The following is a 14,642-nucleotide window of genomic DNA, read 5'->3' on the forward strand; positions in this document are numbered from 1 at the left end:
TAATATTGACTATTTTAGTTTTTCCAATACGCGTTGAACCAACAAGGTTACCAGTTCTTCTTCGTTTGATCCGTCAACTGCTACTGCTTTTGGTTCTTCCACTGCCATATTTTCTGCTTGTCGCAGGTCTGACAGTTCTGATGTACCGTAAGCTACACGACGGATATTGAAGAGATTGAGCGGGCTGACATTATCAGATGTCGCGCTGCCTCCCACAGCTCCACAACCCAAAGTAAAGGCTGGGAAGAGACCAGTCGTTGCACCGACACCACCCAGAGCTGCTGGCGTATTGATCAGCAGACGAGATACTGGTTTTTTCAGTGCAAATTCACGAATAATTTCTTCGTTTTGACTGTGGATAGCAAGAGTGTGGCCTGCACCTTCGTGATGCAAAATCTTAATGCTCAACTCACAAGCTTCCAACCAGTCCTTGACAGTGTAGAAACCTAGGACTGGAGCCAGTTTTTCCATAGAATATGGATACTGCTTGCCGACGCCTGTTTCTTCTGCAATCAAGACCCGAGCATCAGCTGGAACTGAAATACCAGCTAACTCAGCAATCACCTGAGGTGTTTTACCAACCATCTTCGGATTCATTGCGCCACTCGGCTGGATAATGAAGGAACCTAGTTTCTTAGCATCTTCTGCTGGAACAAAGTAAGCACCTTGTTTCTTGAACTCTGCTACAACCTTTTCCTTCATATCTTCTTCGACGATGATAGACTGCTCAGATGCACAAATCACACCATTGTCAAAGGTTTTAGAATCCAAAATCTGACGAACTGCTTTTGGCACATCTGCTGTTCTTTCGATGAAGGCTGGACCATTACCAGGACCTACACCGATTGCTGGTGTACCAGATGAGTATGCTGCTTTGACCATGGCATTTCCGCCAGTCGCCAAAATCAGATTTGTATCCTTGTGTCGCATCAACTCATTTGTAGCTGCGATGGATACTCGATGAATCGCACTGATGGCTCCATCCGGACATCCAGCTGACTTAGCAGCTTTCTTGATGATTTCCACCGTTTCCTCAATACTCTTAAGAGCATTTGGGTGAGGAGAGAAGACGATACTATTTCCTGCCTTCAAAGCGATCAAAGCTTTATACATAACTGTTGAGGTCGGGTTGGTTGATGGAATCAAGCCAGCAATGACACCGACTGGAACCCCAACTTCCAAGACTTTCTTTTCCTTGTCTTCGCTGAGAACTCCAACCGTTTTCATATCCTTGATTTCTTCAAGAATACCTTTGGAAGCAAGAGCATTTTTCAATACCTTGTCTTCCCAGCGGCCAAAGCCTGTTTCCTGAGCTGCCATCTTCGCTAGACGTTCACGCTCATCATAACAAGCTTTCGCTACTACTTTTACAATGGTATCAATTTGCTCTTGGCTCATTTTAGCAAGTTCTGCTTGGGCTTTCTTTGCATCCCGAATCAAATTCCTTACTTCCTGAATCGATACCAAATCTTTATCTTCTAAAAACATCCGCAATTACTCCTCTCCTATTGTTTCCATCAAAGTCTCAACGAGAAGTTTCTTGTTAGCAAATTTGATTTCTTTCTTGCTGAGACGGATACCTTCTTGATGATAGGCAAGGCTGCGTAGTTCGACGACTTTTAGTTTTTCCAGTTCTTCTCTGGTGTAGGTCCTTGTCTCTCCTTCAAGCTTCTTTGCTGGTTCAGCCTTAGTTTCCTTTACAGGCTGAGGCTTTTCTTCGATTTTTTCTGAAAGGATTGTTTCCGCCGTAGAAGCAATCTCTTTTTTAGCTGTTTTACTATTTCTCTTTGGTACAAAGAGAAGGTCTGTCTGGTTATCCAACCTAGAAATTACATGGCTGGCCAGATAGTAAGGTTTATCCTGTACCAACTCAACTGCCGCATCAACCGCTGAGCGGACTGCACTGACATCGCCTATCAATTGAACCGTGTTCAAACCAGCTTTGACCGTTTCAATATTAAGCAATGATACATTGGCAGCCTTCAAAGCCGCATCTGCCGCAACTACAGCACCTAGATAACCTTTTACTTCAATTAAACCTAGTGCTCTATCTGCCATTTAATCAACTCCTAATCAATAACTTTTAGGATCATTTGCTACTGCGATAACTGCATTCGCAAATGCGTCGCAGGCAGCTCGGCAGGCTGACTGTGATCCGACCAGAAGTCCGCCGGCAAAGTTGGTTTCACTCGGTGGTCCGTAGAAAGCTCCAACTTGCACGTCTGCCGCTTTCAAAGCCGCATCCAATGCCACCATTGCTTCACCTGGTGGAGCAATCAAGTAAGCAATTGCTGTTCCTTCTTCTGCATTAGCCCCTTCTGACAGGTAAGAACCTGCACGAGAGATACAATGTGCAAAATAAGGAATACTGTCATCATCATTGGCACTGTAGAAGCTAGCCCCATTTTCGATTTCATAGACTGCTACATCCAGACCGCTGCGAACTTCTTCTGGGTTTGGACCAGCCAAGATACCGATGACTTCACCAGCCAGCTTAGTCGAAGCGTTACCTGCACCAGCATACATACTGCGAGCATAGACTACTTCAACATCTGCTGCCTTGGTTGCTTCATCCAAGGCCACATAAGTGACATCATCACAGTCAGAAGTGATTATACCCAGGCTTCTGTGATGTGGTTTAAGCTCCAAAGAAGCTGCCAAACCTGCATCCACGTTTGAAATCAGAAGGGCACTTAATACATTTGCACCTAATCGATCATTTTTCAAAGCCACTACCTCCTATTATTTCAAATCAATTCCTGATTTCTTATTATCAAGAATCTTCTTAATGATTTCTGCTACATAGGCTCCAGCTTCAACGGCTGGTGTTCCGCCTTTATGAATATTGGAAACAACGGTCCGTTTCGCTTCTGGCATACCAACTGTTGGCTTGTAAGCCAGATAAGCACTCATGGACTCAGCTGTTACCAGACCTGGACGCTCACCGACCAGCATACAGACAACTTCCGCTCCAGTCAGCTCTGCGATTTGGTCCATAGCTGCAACCCGAGCATGCTTGATAAAGAGCACTTCACCAAAGTCCAGTCCGAACATTTTCAGACCTTGCTTCAGAGCTGGCAGGAAGTCTTTGACGTTAGCTTCGATAGCTGATGAGCTAAGACCATCACCAACGACAATCTGAACTTTGGCATTAGGTTTGCATTTTTCTTTGATAATCGCCTGCTGATCTTCAGGGAAGAACCGGCCAAAATCTGGACGTGTCAAGTATTCATCTTTAGTAGTTGCCTTAGTCTGTACAGGAATGAAGCCCATTTCCTTGATAAAGTCATCTGAGACATAGGAGAAGACCGCATCCTGAGCTGCCGCATGGTCTGCACGGAAACGCAAAACACTTTGTGTCTTGTAGCGATCACCTGCCCGCCATAAGCCCAGACGTGCCGGAGTAAATTTCTTAATCTTCCGGTAGGCTTCCTCATTGATGGCATTTGGAACCAAGAACTGCTCCTGAATATCTACTTCCGTTATATCCGGAATGATGCCATCTTCAATCACTGAAGTGTCTTGTTTGACTTCTTCCTGCAGAGAAACCGCAGGTTCAGCTTCCTCCGGAACAGGAGGATTTTCAGCTTTATTTTGTTCAGTTGCTACCGTTTCTTTAGCAGCTGAGGCACCGCCCATCTCATTTAACAATGAGCGAATCATTTCTTTTAATTGCAATTCATCCACAATGATTTCCTCCTTGCTAATTTGATCTCATAAAGATGGAGCCGTCGCCGCCGATTTCTGTCAGGTGGCCATCTTCCATCAAGCCCATCTTTTCCATCCACTCTTCAAATTCCTTGATCGGACGTTTATTGAGAAGTGAACGCATGGTTGCTGTTTCATGGTAACCAGTTGTTTGATAGTTAAGCATGATATCGTCACCATGAGGAATCGCCATGATGTAGTTAACATTAGCTGCTCCGAGAAGAACCAAGAGATTTTCAGCATCGTTTTGGTCAGCCTTCATGTGGTTGGTGTAACAAATATCACACCCCATTGAGATACCGGTCAGTTTGCCCATGAAGTGGTCTTCCAAACCAGCGCGGATAACCTGCTTAGAATCGTAGAGATACTCAGGTCCGATGAATCCAACAACGGTATTTACCAAGAATGGATCAAAGCGTTTAGCGAAGCCATAACAACGAGCTTCCATAGTCACTTGGTCTGCTCCATGGTGAGCATCAGATGAAAGTTCAGAACCTTGACCTGTTTCAAAGTACATGACATTCGGTCCAGCAGCTGTTCCCACTTTCAGAGCTGTATCCCAAGCTTCTTGAATGATTTTAGCATCAAAACCAAAGGCTTCATTCCCTTTTTCAGAACCAGCGATAGACTGGAAGACCAATCCTGTCGGAGCACCTTGATTCATGGCTTCAATCTGAGTAGTGACGTGAGCTAGCACACAGTGCTGAGTTGGAATCTTGTACTCTTCGATGAAGTCGTTAAACTTATGCAAGACGCGTTTGGTACTTTCTACTGAGTCATCTACTGGGTTCAATCCTAAGAGAGCATCCCCACATCCATAAGCAAAACCTTCCATAGTAGAAGCCATGATACCGTCTGGATCATCTGTGGTATGGTTTGGTTGAAGACGAGAAGAGAAGGTTCCCGGCATACCAATCGTTGTATTGGCATGTTTGGTAATGACAATCTTATTGGCAGCTACAATCAAGTCCAAGTTAGTCATCAACTTAGCAACTGCTGCTACCATTTCAGAAGTCAACCCACGAGACAGCCACTGAATATCTACGTTCTTAGTCTTGTTATCCAAGATCCATTCACGCAGCTCTTCTACTGTCCAGTTCTTAATCTTTTCGTAAGTACGAAGATTGACGTCGTCGATGATAATCCGTGTTACCTCATCTTCTTCATAAGGCACTACCGGATTATTGAACAAATCAGACAGTTTTAGCTGAGCTAGTACAACCTTAGCAGCGACACGCTCTTCGGCAGATTCTGCTGCTACTCCGGCTAGCTGATCCCCGGATTTGTACTCATTGGCTTTGGCCAGCACTTCTTTTACGGATTTAAATTCGTAAAGCCGACCAAACAATTTTGTTTTCAAAATCATGGATTACTTCCTCCTTAGTGTAAATAAAAGTTTAATTAAACACCAATGTTTTCACGACAATCGGTAAAACCGATCCTTCAATGACTGGATTACCAATATCGATATAGTCGCCATTTTGAACATCCACTGAGTCAATGCAGACAAATGGATAATCCTTAGGCAATTGAGCAAAGAGACATTGGCCTAGAACCTTGGCCATATCTTCTCTGACCACCACTAGCAACGGAATTTTCTTTTCAATGCTTTCGCTCATTCCCTTGACAATAGCCTCTGCGTATTCCAAAACCCGGGCGAAGCTTGGGCTTTTTTCTCCATTGATAGCCAAAGCCACCTGCTGGACTTCATTTTCCAGTGTGAACCAGGCCACCTTGTCCCTGATAATCTGCTGCAGTCCCTCCTTATCCTCATGCTCATCAGAAGCAGCCAGTTTGAGAACTGGAATGTTCTTAATAGGGAGGATATCGGAGATGTAGGTAATGGTACTGCCGCTGACATCGGTCGTATGGCTGCCCGCTCCAACAACGGTTGCCCGGATGGTCTCAGCTGACTGGATGACTTTCTTTTGATCAAAAATCTTGGATTTGCTCAGCGCCCTGCCTAGCAAGATACCGATATCCCCATAGCGGAAATCATCCGCCGAGGTCGTTTCCAAGTATATTCCATCAGCTACACCACCAGAGAAAGATACGCAGTGGAGATCATAGTTCAACTTGAGACCGTGGTTGGTCTGTAGGAGATCATAGTAAGGACTGTGATTGTCAATTCCTACAGACTGTTCTAATACGGAGACCATTTCTTGAATCAGTCGATCCAAATCAGCCCGATGGACTGTTTCACCAACTGCCAGCTGAAGCCCCTGCTCTGCAATGATAGTCTGCAGTTTTGGAGCAATATAGCTAATCCGCTGGGTCTGCGGATCCATCTTTATCAGCCGACCTCCGATATCAAAACACCCTGTATCAATCACATCTCCTTCTCGGAAGACTGCCAGATTGGAAGTCCCCCCACCAATATCAATATTGACGACTGATGTATGATGCTCTTGAGAATACTGATGACTGCAGGCCCCTTTACCAGCGATGATACTCTCAAGGTCTGGCCCAGCCGTCGCAACGACAAAGTCACCAGCGTAGCCACTCAGTGCTTGGAGCACCTGACTGGCATTTTCCTTGCGAGCCGTCTCACCAGTAATGATGACTGCCCCCATCTGAATATCTTTTTTCTGAATGCCTGCTTTCGCATACTCATTCAGAACAAAGTTTTTGATCTTATCTACCTCGATCAAAAGTTGATCCGAAATTGGTGTGAAGATAATCTCACTTTTATAAAGAACTTTTTTATCTGTAATATAGACACGAGGAATAGTAAACACAGAAGCAATATTCTCGATGGTAAGCTCTGACAAGATCAGCTGTGTAGTGGCTGTCCCGATATCGAGCCCCACACTCAAAATTTTATCTGACATACTAAAAACCTCCAAAAAAAGACGCTCAAAGCAATGCAAACAAACGGAGTTCATTTACATTCTTCAAGCGTCATTGCTTTTTTCGACTGACATCATTGTTAGTCTGGTAGTATTTATTTTTTAAAACGAATGGTCGTTGTCGTCCCCTCACAGTCTGAGTGGATAGACAAGGTTCCAAACAACTTTCCTTGGACAAAACGCTCCACCAAGAGTAGACCCAGATGATTTTCAAAGGTGTGCTCTTGATTGTAACCGCTACCATTATCCAGTACTTTTAAAGTTATTATATCATTTTTAAGTCCAACCTGCAAACGGATTTGCGGTTTTTCTGGATTTTTTTTGTCCTTAAAAGCATGTTCATAGCTGTTCTGCAGTAATTCATTGACGATTAGCGCCAGTGAAGTGGCCCGGCTGCTATCGAGACAGAGTTCCGGTTCCAGGCTATAGGTAAGGGTTATTTCCCTATGCCCGGAAAAACAACGCTGAACATTTTCGATAACTCTCTTCAGCAGATGCTCAATCTGAATGCTGTCATCCTGCTGAGAAGACAGGAGCTCGTGAGTCGCCGCTATGGAGAGCACACGATTCATACTGTCATTAAGAGCTTTTTTGGTGTCTGCTCCTGGACTTTGCTGAGCCTGTAGTCGCAGCAAGGAAACAACGGTTTGCAAGTTATTCTTTACCCGATGGTTCATTTCACGAATGGTAGTTGTATGGGTTAAGAGCTGCGCTTCCTTTTCCTTGATGTCTGTAATATCCTTACAGATCATGACCACATTTTCACTCTCAGCCAGCAGATAGCGTTTGACCAAAAAGCAATAAGTGCCATAATGTACCTCAACTTGGTGAGGTTTTTCTTGAGGGGCTTGCGGTCCCAGTTGCTGGATTTCTTCAAAAGTCAGACTGTCTAAGACCAGATTGCTATAGTGCATTCCCTCAATCGAGTCCATATAGCCCAGCTTATGGCGATAAGAATCGGCAGCTGCTTGATTGAAATACTTGAGATAGCCTTGCTGGTCAAAGACCAGACAAGCTTCGTCAATATGATCAAATAAAACAAACTGCTCTTGAGCTGAAATCTCAGGAGTGCTTCGCAACCCAAAACCGCCGTCCTCTTTATCCAAAGAAAAGTGGTCCGGTAAAGTCTGAGGAGCATTTTTTTCGATAATCAGCGTTCCGATGACGCGCTCTTCTCTCACTATCGGAAAGACCGTCTGGTGGATGGCTAAGCCCTCCTGCGATCTGGCCGAAAGCCCAATCGAGGGAGCGCCCGTCTCCAAGGTCCGGATAACACCTGGCTCATTTTCCAGGTAAGCCATAGCACCTACGACCGAGTTTTCGTACAAGCTGAGCTTGCTTTCCGGTTTTTTGTGAAAGATGACAATGGCATGTTCCGAAAAGATATTCTTTACGTCAATGAAGACATCTTCATTAGCATAAGCTGAGTTTTTCAATAATTCGTCAGCCTGTTGGACAAGATGCTCGATATCAGCCTCATCCAAATTTGTCTGTTCCTGACAAAGCTGCTTTATCTTATCTTTATACATCATTACACATCATCTTGGAGCACCAGCAATTTAGCAATCTCAATCATCGGCACTCTCTTTTGCATACTAATTGTCCGAATGCGCTTGAAAGCTTCTGGCTCTGACAAATGATCACGAGCCATCAGCAAGCCTTTAGCCTTTTCAATCACAATCCGATCGTCTATCTTTTTCGACAGCTTGACCATTTCATTGGACATCTGCTGAAGCTGGCGGCCCTTCTCAATGCAGACCTCTACCATTGGAATCAAGGACTTGGCATCCAAAGGTTTAACCAAGTAAGCACTAATCCCATTGGTTTTAGCTTTTTGAACATAGTGTTCATCACTGTAGGCTGACAGTAGAATCACACTGTAGGCTAAAGCATCTTCGAGTATTTTCTTACCCGCTGTCAGGCCATCCAGAAGCGGAAGCTTGATGTCCATCATGACCAAGTCACAACGATATTTCTGACACAAATCAATAGCCTCAAAGCCATCGGATGCCTCAGCCACCACTTCATAATCAGCTGCCTCTAATATATTTCGGATATCTAATCTTACAATTGGATCATCATCAACAATTAGTATTCTGCCTTTCATACTTCCCCTCGACAGTTTGATTTTTTATGTCCGTGTTACGACAGTGCTGGAGAAGCCCAAAATCTCTTCCAGACCTTGTAAAACGGCAATGAGAGCTGCCTCAACAGAACAAACGTCACCTGTCATCACGACAGAGCCGCTGAAACGATCCACAAAACCAACTTGAACATCTGCAGCCTTGGTCGCAATATCAACTGCAATGATAGCCGCTTCACTCGGAGTGATCGTCAAGATTCCAATCGCATCCTTGATTTCTGCCTGCAATCCCAATTTTTCAAAAATGACTTCGTCAGGATTAGCGATAAGGTGCGCTAAGGTCACTTGTTTCCCAGGAACGTATTCCTGTATCATTCTTTGTTTTTCTTCCAATTTAGTAAACCTTCTTCATGATTTTAAACCTTCAGAAGTGTACTGCATGCTCTTAAACATTATACAATAATTTTGGCATAACAGCAATTCAGAGGATTAAAACGCTTTCTCTAATACTTTAAGCAGTTCTTCTGCCGTAGGAACGCGAGGGTTAGTCGGAGTACAGCCATCATGCAGAGCAGCTTCTGAAATTTCTACCTTGTACTGAGCAAAAGCATCTGCTTTCACACCATATTCTCTTAGAGAAGTTGGCATCTCCAGCTTTCTTTGCAGTTTCTTGATGGCTTCAACCAGCTGTCTTACTCCTGACACAGGACTTGAAGCACTGCATCCCAGTAGTTTGGCAATATCCTGATAGCGACTTGCTACAGTCTTGTCTGTCGCCTGCCGGTTCCGATTGTTGAATTCGATACCAGCATTATACTGAATGACATGGGGCATTAAAATACTGTTTAAACGACCATGAGGTACATGGAACTTAGCTCCTGCCGCATGTGCCAGACTGTGATTGATACCCAAAGAAGCTGTGTTAAAGGCCATACCAGCCAGAGTGGATGCTGCATGCATCTTTTCACGCGCTTCTACATCCTGACCATTTTTGTAGGCTTTAGGCAGGTATTCAAAGACCAGCTTGATTGCCTTTTCAGCCAAGGCATCAGAGAAGTCCGTAGCCTTGGTCGATACATAAGCTTCAATGGCATGGGTCAGTACATCCATTCCAGTGTCAGCCGTAATGTTACCAGGAAGTGACAGAACCAAATCCGCATCTAAGATCGCAACATCCGGAAGGATTTCTTTGGTCACTAAGGGATATTTAGTACCTCTCTCTGCATCCGTGATGACAGAAAAGGACGTTACTTCAGATCCAGTTCCGCTTGTCGTCGGGATGGCGATGAGAATAGCCTCGGAGAAGGCGCCCTGTTTCTTAGCAAAATAGTACATAGCCTTGGAAGCATCAATAGCAGAGCCGCCACCAATAGAAAGCACAATGCTGATTGGCTTGTCTCCTGCACTCTTGATACCAGCCACAACCGTTTCGATTGGCGGATCAGGCATAATGTCTGTGAAAACAACAATGTCATTGCTGTCATCAAAGTTGGCTAAAATGGCATCCAACGTGCCAGATGTCTTCAAAAAAGGATCGGCAACGACTAGAATATGCTCGTTTTTATAATGGCTTAATTGCTGCAGAGCGCCCTTGCCCACATGCAATTCAGTCTTATAGGAAATCTTATACATCTTTTCTCCTTTCTGTTGTATCTATTTTTAAACAAAAAGAAACTATATGAAAATAAGACTGCTCCCCTACACACGTCACAGCATTTTCATATAGCTTCATTGCTTATTTATCTTCAGTACCCCTTTGTACTATATTGAATTATAACACAAAAGCGCTTTCAAGGCAATAAAAAAGTCATTAATATAAGAAGTTTTTAGTGCCGCATCTCCTTACAAAGCCAAGCTTATTTGAAGAATTAAATTTTTATTAAAATTTAGTTCATTTTCCTTGTAATTCCCTGTGAAAGGTGTTACAATCTAGTTACTAGGAAATTGATTTTAGTACTTTTAAGGATATGGAAGTCTGGTGCAAATCCAGCGCGGTCCCGCCACTGTGATAAGCTTTTCAGCTTTAAGTCAGGTCTTTATTCTTAAATTTTAGTAGATTTCATGCCTCGATGTAAGGTAGTGATGTCAGTTTGGAACAAACATTTTAGCTTAGTTTCCATTATTGACTCTACGTTTAAGTACGTTAATTTTCTAAAGATGAGGTTTCACTTGTCTTTCTGCAAAGGAGCAGAGTCAATAATTGGAAAGCTAGTGCTAATCAACGAAGCTTAGCATGAAGATACGATGATGTATAGGCGGCTTTCTTTTTTAGAATATCAAAATAAGTTCTGTCCTTCCAAGACTCAGTAGGAGTCAATTGGGAAAGACAGAACTTTTTCTGTTTCTTTTTGTCACTGGCGTTTGCTTGCCCAACGCTCAACATCTGCCTTGGTGATATTGTGGAAGACCTTAGCACCTCTTTCATAGGCGATGTCTTCTTGGTTTTTAGTAAAGTTGATTACTCGAGCCAAGGCAAAGAAATAATCTGATAGACGATTGACAAAAATCAGGACATTATTGTTAATTTCCGTAGTCCACATGGCCCCTACGATATGACGCTCTGCCCGTCTTGCAATGGTCCGAGCCACATGAATCATGGAAGCAATCTCGTCACCGCCTGGCAGGATAAACCTTTCCAGAGCCGGTGGAATTTCTGCGTAGGTATCAATCCTCTCCTCAATCCAGTCAATCAGCTGCTGATCGACCTTATAAGGGTAAACTCCCTTAGGAGTAGAGAGGTCTGAACCACAGTCAAAGAGATAATGCTGTAGCTGGAGCAGCTCATCTCTCAGCTTATCATCCTTGTCCAGCTTGGTAATAGTATAACCAATCCAAGAGTTAAGCTCATCAATGGTTCCGTAAGCATTAACTCGTTCTGCATCCTTGGCGACACTTTGACCGCCAACTAGCTTGGTCAAGCCCTTGTCACCTGTTTTTGTATAGAGTTGCATATTTTTCCTCCTTTAAGTCACATTTTTGCGAATATCAACATAATCTTCTTCTTTCAAACTGCCTTCTGCAAAGGTTGGCATATGCTCCATGGTATAGACAGCATTTTCCAGCAGAAAGAAAGCCAAAGGACAGCCTGAGCCTTCACCCAGTCGCATGTCCAGCAAAAGCATGGGCTCAAGTCCTAGAAAGTCACTGACCAGTCTGTAAGCAGGCTCCGTCGAAGCATGGGAAGCAAAGCTATAGTCCAAGACATGAGGGGTCAGCTGATGGGCAATCAAAAGCCCCGTCAGAGAGATAAGACCGTCCACTACACATGGCAGCTGATAGTGGGCACAAGCGAGATGAGTGCCTGCCATAGACAGCATATCTAGCCCACCAAGCTTAGCGGTCAGATCCAGAATATCTCCATAAGGAGCGTGACGATCCAAACACTGCTGGATAACGGCAGTTTTATGAGTCTTCATATCCTGAGTCAGACCAGCTCCATAGCCTGTGACGTCTTCTGCTTTAAGACCGAGAACTGCCGCAATGACAGCAGCTGAGGTCGTGGTGTTGCCAATCCCCATTTCTCCAGTTCCAAAGAGACGATAGCCATCTTTGATCAAGGCCTCTGTCTTCTTGTAGCCGACTAGAATTGCCGCTATAGCCTGCTCGCGAGTCATGGCTGGCTCCTCTAGCATATTGCGCGTCCCATGACAAACCTTATCCTCATTCTCCTCAAAGATATCTTTCTTGCAGCCAATGTCTACCAGGCAGATGTCTGAACCTGCATGTTTGGAAATAGCGCACAGGCCTGACTTCCCCGCTAGAATATTACGAGCAACAGTATAGGTCGTTTCCTGAGGATTGGCTGAAACGCCTTCAGCCACGATGCCATTATCCGCTACGTAGACGAGGACAATCTTCTTCTCCAAATCAATGGGACCAGAAAACATGGCATGCAAGCGAGCATAGATAGTCTCGAGCTTTCCCAAGGAACCTGGCGGCTTTCCTAGCTGATCACAATAGCGCTGGCCTTCTTGAAGTTTGTCTCTGTCTATCGGAAGAATCTGCTCAATAATTTTTTCTAATTCTTTCAAACTAGTCTGTCTCCTCCCTGACCGGCTGCACCCCTTCAAAAATAATCCTGCTCAAGGTCCGAGTCTGATAATAAGCCCCACAGGCTGAGCGAGCTAGTTCAGCCTCTAACTGAGGCAAGACTTCTAGCTGTTCCCCGCTCAGCAACAGACCAACCAATGTACCACTATGGGCAACATTGAGGCCTAAACACTGGTATTCTTTTATTAAAGCCAGCAATTCTTTCAGGTAGGGCTTGGGCAGCCGTTTGTTATTCAACAAAGCACTATAGCTAGCCAAATGGCCAAGTTTTTCCAGACTCTTCTCCTGACAAGCTTCCTGAAAGAGAGGAAGCAAGCGTTTGGACTCCTCAGCTGGATAGCTAGGACTGTCCTTCATCCGAACCAAGTCAAGAGTAGTCACCATCTCCACAGGCTCCAAGATATAGACATAGAGCTCCGGTCGCCAGTCTGTCTGCCAAACCACCTGACCAGTCAGGGGATCAATGACCGTCCAGTTCGCAAAAGCCACCGAGTCAGTAGGCTCAATCTTGGCACAGAGACGCGTCAAATCCACTGCTTTTAGAAGCTGCTTCTGCCCCAGAGAGGCCGCCTGCAGGCAGCTAATCATATCAGCTGTGCTGCTAGAATAGCCCTTGCTGATAGGCAGGTCTGACTCCTGAACAAAAGAGAAAGCATTGGACTCAGGCAGGAGCTCCAAAGCTCGCCTTACCTTTTCACCTTGGGCTTGTCTTGCGAGAGACGAAGCCCCGTCCAATCTCACTCGACTGCGCTTCTCAATCCCATAGGAGAGCAGGACCTCCTGCTCTCCTACTAAACCTTGAAATAATTCACCGCAGGAACCTGGACAGGACACGATTCCCTTAGTCATAAGGAGCCTCTTTCGCCAAGACCTCTGTCAGGCAAGCCAGAAGATGTTCATTTTCCTGATGGCTGCGGATGGCTATACGGTAATGCCGGTCTGTCAGATCATGATAATTTTGACAGGAACGGATAAAAATCTTTCTCTGCCGAAGCTCCTGACGCAGGTCCAGCCGACCTAGATACTCAAAGAAGATATAGTTGACACTAGGCGTGACCGGCCGAATCTGTGAAAATGCAGTCAGTCTTTGAAAAAGGAAGTCTCTTTCTACTCGAAGCCACTCCTTGGTAGCTTGCTGATAGGTCTGGTCCGCCAAAAGGACAGGCAGGGCGTGATCCGCCATGGCATTGACCGACCAAGGAGCGCGGCTCCCCTCTATTTCATCAAAGCAAGTTGGATGACAGCTGAGAGCATAGCCCAATCTCAGACCAGGAATGGCATAAAACTTAGTCAGAGACCGCACCACTACTGCATTTGGATAGGCAGCCAGACGTGAAACGAAGCTAAAAGCCTCCTCATCGTCCAGAAAGTCCATAAAAGCCTCATCCAGTATCAAAAAGATTTGCCGCTCCTGCAGCTTCTCAGCCAGCTTTTCTAGATCAGTACGCCGAATCAAGGTACCCGTCGGATTATTAGGATTGCAGATGAGTACAGCGTCCCCTGCAGTCAGTAAATCCAAGGCTGGCATCATATCAGCTAGATTCCACTCATAGGATGGAGAAGGTAGGCTAAAGCGCTCCACCTTGGTCTGCACTTGCAAGAAGGCTTTTTCATATTCCATGAAAGTAGGGCTCAGAGTCAGGACCGTTTTTGGACGCAGGAAGCGGGCCAGCTCATAAAAGACTTCTACCGCACCATTTGCCAGCAGGACATTGTTCTTTTCTAGGCCATGATGATGTGCCAAAAGCTCTCTAGAGCGGCTGTAGCTGATGTCTGGATAATGAACCAGCCAATCAATGGACTCGGTCAGACAAGCCCTCAGCCGCGGAGAAATCCCCAAAGGGTTGATATTGGCACTGAAATCCAGACAGTCTTCTAGAGAAAAACCAAATTCCTCAGCCAAAGCTGCCGCATTTCCACCGTGCTCTACTTTCATAAATAGACATTCCTTC

Annotated in this window: 14 protein-coding genes and 1 riboswitch; all 14 genes read right to left on the reverse strand. The window is 44.9% G+C overall.

What is annotated here, in order from left to right; translation table 11 throughout:
• Positions 1-9: 9 nt before the first annotated feature.
• A complete protein-coding gene (locus MFP28_RS09060) occupies positions 10-1,488 on the reverse strand; it encodes an acetaldehyde dehydrogenase (acetylating) (RefSeq protein WP_002896375.1) in 1,479 nt (492 codons plus the stop codon).
• 6 nt (positions 1,489-1,494) lie between these two features.
• Positions 1,495-2,058, reverse strand: a complete 564-nt coding sequence (locus tag MFP28_RS09065; RefSeq protein ID WP_002907138.1) for a BMC domain-containing protein — start codon at positions 2,056-2,058, stop codon at positions 1,495-1,497.
• Between the two features lie 15 nt (positions 2,059-2,073).
• Positions 2,074-2,727 (reverse strand): ethanolamine utilization microcompartment protein EutL, encoded by a 654-nt coding sequence (eutL, locus tag MFP28_RS09070; RefSeq protein ID WP_009659835.1) that lies wholly within the window; start codon positions 2,725-2,727, stop codon positions 2,074-2,076.
• A 15-nt stretch (positions 2,728-2,742) separates the two neighbouring features.
• Positions 2,743-3,687: an ethanolamine ammonia-lyase subunit EutC gene (gene eutC, locus MFP28_RS09075; RefSeq protein WP_002898208.1), complete on the reverse strand. Its 945-nt coding sequence runs from the start codon at positions 3,685-3,687 to the stop codon at positions 2,743-2,745.
• 16 nt (positions 3,688-3,703) lie between these two features.
• On the reverse strand, positions 3,704-5,074 hold the full coding sequence (locus tag MFP28_RS09080; protein ID WP_002907139.1) for an ethanolamine ammonia-lyase subunit EutB: 1,371 nt from the start codon (positions 5,072-5,074) through the stop codon (positions 3,704-3,706).
• 31 nt (positions 5,075-5,105) lie between these two features.
• Positions 5,106-6,539, reverse strand: a complete 1,434-nt coding sequence (gene eutA, locus MFP28_RS09085) for an ethanolamine ammonia-lyase reactivating factor EutA (protein ID WP_002907140.1) — start codon at positions 6,537-6,539, stop codon at positions 5,106-5,108.
• Positions 6,540-6,652: 113 nt separating this feature from the next.
• Positions 6,653-8,089 carry a PAS domain-containing sensor histidine kinase gene (locus MFP28_RS09090; RefSeq protein ID WP_002907141.1) on the reverse strand — a complete coding sequence of 479 codons (1,437 nt, stop codon included), beginning with the start codon at positions 8,087-8,089 and terminating at the stop codon, positions 6,653-6,655.
• Complete coding sequence (locus MFP28_RS09095) at positions 8,089-8,664, reverse strand: ANTAR domain-containing response regulator (protein WP_002902510.1); 576 nt, start codon at positions 8,662-8,664, stop codon at positions 8,089-8,091. The genes MFP28_RS09090 and MFP28_RS09095 overlap by 1 nt, the downstream gene beginning before the upstream one ends.
• A gap of 24 nt (positions 8,665-8,688) precedes the next feature.
• Entirely contained in the window at positions 8,689-9,033 is a 345-nt protein-coding gene (locus MFP28_RS09100) for a BMC domain-containing protein (protein WP_002907142.1), read from the reverse strand.
• A 96-nt stretch (positions 9,034-9,129) separates the two neighbouring features.
• On the reverse strand, positions 9,130-10,272 hold the full coding sequence (locus MFP28_RS09105; RefSeq protein ID WP_002907143.1) for a 1-propanol dehydrogenase PduQ: 1,143 nt from the start codon (positions 10,270-10,272) through the stop codon (positions 9,130-9,132).
• A 310-nt stretch (positions 10,273-10,582) separates the two neighbouring features.
• A riboswitch (adenosylcobalamin (AdoCbl) riboswitch) is annotated at positions 10,583-10,731 on the forward strand.
• A gap of 260 nt (positions 10,732-10,991) precedes the next feature.
• Complete coding sequence (locus MFP28_RS09110; RefSeq protein ID WP_002896396.1) at positions 10,992-11,591, reverse strand: cob(I)yrinic acid a,c-diamide adenosyltransferase; 600 nt, start codon at positions 11,589-11,591, stop codon at positions 10,992-10,994.
• 12 nt (positions 11,592-11,603) lie between these two features.
• The gene (cobT, locus tag MFP28_RS09115) at positions 11,604-12,671 is read right to left on the reverse strand and encodes a nicotinate-nucleotide--dimethylbenzimidazole phosphoribosyltransferase (RefSeq protein ID WP_002907144.1); all 1,068 of its coding nucleotides are present in this window, start codon (positions 12,669-12,671) and stop codon (positions 11,604-11,606) included.
• Between the two features lies 1 nt (position 12,672).
• Positions 12,673-13,539, reverse strand: a complete 867-nt coding sequence (locus tag MFP28_RS09120; protein ID WP_002907145.1) for a hypothetical protein — start codon at positions 13,537-13,539, stop codon at positions 12,673-12,675.
• Complete coding sequence (gene cobD, locus MFP28_RS09125) at positions 13,532-14,626, reverse strand: threonine-phosphate decarboxylase CobD (RefSeq protein WP_002907146.1); 1,095 nt, start codon at positions 14,624-14,626, stop codon at positions 13,532-13,534. The genes MFP28_RS09120 and cobD overlap by 8 nt, the downstream gene beginning before the upstream one ends.
• Positions 14,627-14,642: the final 16 nt, after the last annotated feature.

Source organism: Streptococcus sanguinis (assembly GCF_050234405.1).
GTDB lineage: Bacteria > Bacillota > Bacilli > Lactobacillales > Streptococcaceae > Streptococcus > Streptococcus sanguinis_W.

What these genes read in the sequence shown, in the direction of transcription:
- MFP28_RS09120 (WP_002907145.1), bottom strand. Translation starts at nt 13,539, where the DNA reads ATGACTAAGGGAATCGTGTCCTGTCCAGGTTCCTGCGGTGAATTATTT.
- MFP28_RS09080 (WP_002907139.1), bottom strand. Translation starts at nt 5,074, where the DNA reads ATGATTTTGAAAACAAAATTGTTTGGTCGGCTTTACGAATTTAAATCC.
- MFP28_RS09095 (WP_002902510.1), bottom strand. Translation starts at nt 8,664, where the DNA reads ATGAAAGGCAGAATACTAATTGTTGATGATGATCCAATTGTAAGATTA.
- MFP28_RS09060 (WP_002896375.1), bottom strand. Translation starts at nt 1,488, where the DNA reads ATGTTTTTAGAAGATAAAGATTTGGTATCGATTCAGGAAGTAAGGAAT.
- MFP28_RS09090 (WP_002907141.1), bottom strand. Translation starts at nt 8,089, where the DNA reads ATGATGTATAAAGATAAGATAAAGCAGCTTTGTCAGGAACAGACAAAT.
- MFP28_RS09105 (WP_002907143.1), bottom strand. Translation starts at nt 10,272, where the DNA reads ATGTATAAGATTTCCTATAAGACTGAATTGCATGTGGGCAAGGGCGCT.
- MFP28_RS09065 (WP_002907138.1), bottom strand. Translation starts at nt 2,058, where the DNA reads ATGGCAGATAGAGCACTAGGTTTAATTGAAGTAAAAGGTTATCTAGGT.
- cobD (WP_002907146.1), bottom strand. Translation starts at nt 14,626, where the DNA reads ATGAAAGTAGAGCACGGTGGAAATGCGGCAGCTTTGGCTGAGGAATTT.
- MFP28_RS09110 (WP_002896396.1), bottom strand. Translation starts at nt 11,591, where the DNA reads ATGCAACTCTATACAAAAACAGGTGACAAGGGCTTGACCAAGCTAGTT.
- eutA (WP_002907140.1), bottom strand. Translation starts at nt 6,539, where the DNA reads ATGTCAGATAAAATTTTGAGTGTGGGGCTCGATATCGGGACAGCCACT.